The 2,525-nt window shown below is 58.9% G+C and carries 2 protein-coding genes; one reads left to right on the forward strand and one right to left on the reverse strand.

What is annotated here, in order from left to right; genetic code table 11:
* Positions 1-233: 233 nt before the first annotated feature.
* Positions 234-1,358 carry an endonuclease/exonuclease/phosphatase family protein gene (locus ABX749_RS29200; RefSeq protein ID WP_372899145.1) on the reverse strand — a complete coding sequence of 375 codons (1,125 nt, stop codon included), beginning with the start codon at positions 1,356-1,358 and terminating at the stop codon, positions 234-236.
* Between the two features lie 192 nt (positions 1,359-1,550).
* On the opposite strand from ABX749_RS29200, the gene ABX749_RS29205 reads away from it, so the two are divergent.
* Positions 1,551-2,525 (forward strand): alpha-amylase family glycosyl hydrolase (locus ABX749_RS29205; RefSeq protein WP_372899146.1); only part of this gene is annotated, 975 nt, incomplete at its 3' end.

Here is a 2,525-nt window from a genome sequence, read left to right on the forward strand (position 1 = left end):
ATTCACCTGCCGCTTCGGTCAAGTAGAGATGCGGTTCGAACCGCGATCGATCCAGCGATTGCGAAAGCAGCAACACCTGCCGTTCGCTGCCGCCGCCGCGCATCGAGCTGACCATCAATAAGACTCGTTTGCGCTGATTCGGCATGCGGTTTCCATCTCTCGTTTGAAAACGTGGCGTACGCTTCCAGCTTGCGATTTACGCTTGATGGCAAGCTGGCAGCGTACCCCACTGTTTATCGTTTCACGTCGATCCAGACCAGTCGGTGATCGCTGGCTTTGATCCACGTGCTCTGTGGGTCATCGCCGGTCGGCCAGAACACCCCGCTGTCGATGACATTCAAATCCTTGCTGGGCAGGACAAAGTCGACTCGCATCAAACCGTTGCGTCCGAAATCGGCGGTCTTGCTCTGCTGGACGTCTCGGGTGCGGGAATGATTCAACAGTCGGGTGATCGCTTCGCGGCGGCCGCTGCCGTCGATCGGGTCCGCGTTCAGATCGCCCATCACGACAAAACTTGCGTCGGCATCGAGCGGGCCGGCGCGGCCGTCGTCGTCGATCAGCCACGAGTCGGCGGCATCATCGTCGGACAGATAGTGATTCCAGAACTCGATTTCATCATGGTTGCGAGCCCCATTTCGGTCTTCGGGCCCGTCGAACACCGGCGGCGTCGGGTGGCTGGCGAGGACGTGGAGCACGCGATCACCGATTTGAATCGGCACATCAATGTGATTCTTGCTGCTCAGCCGCAGCTTGGACCACGTCGCGTCGTCGTAATAGGGCTGCCCGGTCGCGGGATCCACCGGACGAATCGCGCCGGGCAGATCTTTCCAACGCAGTGTTTGAAACGAGCGAATCGATGCGGTGTCGATCGGAAAACGGCTGTAGACGGTCATCGAGTACTGGCCGGGGTAAATGCCGTAACCCCAGGCGTCGTTTCCGGAACCCAATTGTCCATCGTTATTCAAATCCAATGTCGAATCGATTCCGGTGTTGCTGGCCGCACTGTAGAAGTACGGGAAAATAACGGGGGGCAGTTTCCCATCGCCATCGGCATTGTTTTGGGCGACGGCAAAATAGTTTTCCGCAAGCAGCCTGGCCGGCGCCGCATCGGGTTCGTGATCGAGTTCATTGATCAGCAGCACGTCCGGTCGTATGGTTTGAACGATGCTCGCGATCCGTTTGGCTTGCCGGTCGTCGCGAGCGGAAAGTCGCTCCCGGATTTCCCCTTGGCGTTTGCCATACAGTGAGACGTTGAAGGTCGCGATGCGTAACGTTTCCGTCATCGGAGTCTCCGTGGACGACGTTTGGGCCGTCACCTCGGGCACCAGGAAGGTCGCGATCGAGAGCGCGAGGGTCATTCGAATCCACGTGGTCTTTCGATACATTGTTTGTCGCTTGGACCTCAATCGTGTGCGGGTCGCGAAACCGTCAACGACGTTTGCGATGCCGTTTGCCATGGATACAGACGGGTGGACCTACCCGTAGCCTACCCCGGACGCTGCTTGACGCTAAGAGAGCGGTTCCAATTTTATCACGCTGAATCAGAACCGATGATTGATATTCATAATTGCCCCGCGATCGAAGTGCACCAACACCTGGGGGCTCGACCGTTGGCCGATGGGTCAACGAGTTTTTCGGTTTGGGCGCCGCTGGCCGATCGCGTCAACATCGACGTGGTCGATGGGCCGCAAGCGATCGAAATGACCAAGGATTCGGTCGGTTATCATCACGCCACGGTCGCCGGAGTCACGGCGGGATCGCGTTATTTTTATCGCGTCGACGGCGGGCCGCGGCGACCGGATCCGGCGTCACGATTTCAGCCCCAAGGGGTTCACGGACCGAGCGAGGTCGTTGATCCGAGCTTTGACTGGACCGACCACGACTATCGCGCGCCGAGTCGCGACGAGCTGATCATTTACGAGCTTCACGTCGGGACCTTTACCGATGCAGGAACGTTTGCCGCGGCGATCGATCGAATTGCTGAACTCGTGGAATTAGGGATCACGGCGATCGAGTTGATGCCGGTCGCGGCATCAGCCGGCCGCTGGAATTGGGGCTACGACGGCGTCGCGTTGTTTGCCCCGATGAACGCCTTCGGGACTCCGGACGACTTTCGCCGCTTCGTCGACGCCGCACACGCGGCGGGCTTGGCCGTGTTTTTGGATGTCGTTTACAACCACCTGGGACCGGAAGGTAACTATTTGTCTGAATTTGGTCCTTACCTTTCGTCGAAACATCGGACCGTTTGGGGTGATGCTCCGAATTTCGATGATCCCGTTCACGGCGACGCGGTGCGACGCTTCTTTGCCGCCAACGCGGTGTACTGGCTGGACGAGTTTCACCTGGATGGGTTGCGCGTCGACGCGATTCACTGCATGGCGGATGATCGTGAGCCACATGTGGCCGCCGAGATCCGTGACGAAGTGGCGTTCTGGTCGCGGCAAAGTCAACGCGACGTGATGCTGATCGCCGAATCCAACGTCTATGATCCCGAGATGACGGTCCCACGTGAGAGCGGCGGGATC

The sequence above is a fragment of the Stieleria sp. genome, assembly GCF_041595215.1.
GTDB classification, from domain to species: domain Bacteria; phylum Planctomycetota; class Planctomycetia; order Pirellulales; family Pirellulaceae; genus Stieleria; species Stieleria magnilauensis.

What these genes read in the sequence shown, in the direction of transcription:
- ABX749_RS29200 (WP_372899145.1), bottom strand. Translation starts at nt 1,358, where the DNA reads ATGACCCTCGCGCTCTCGATCGCGACCTTCCTGGTGCCCGAGGTGACG.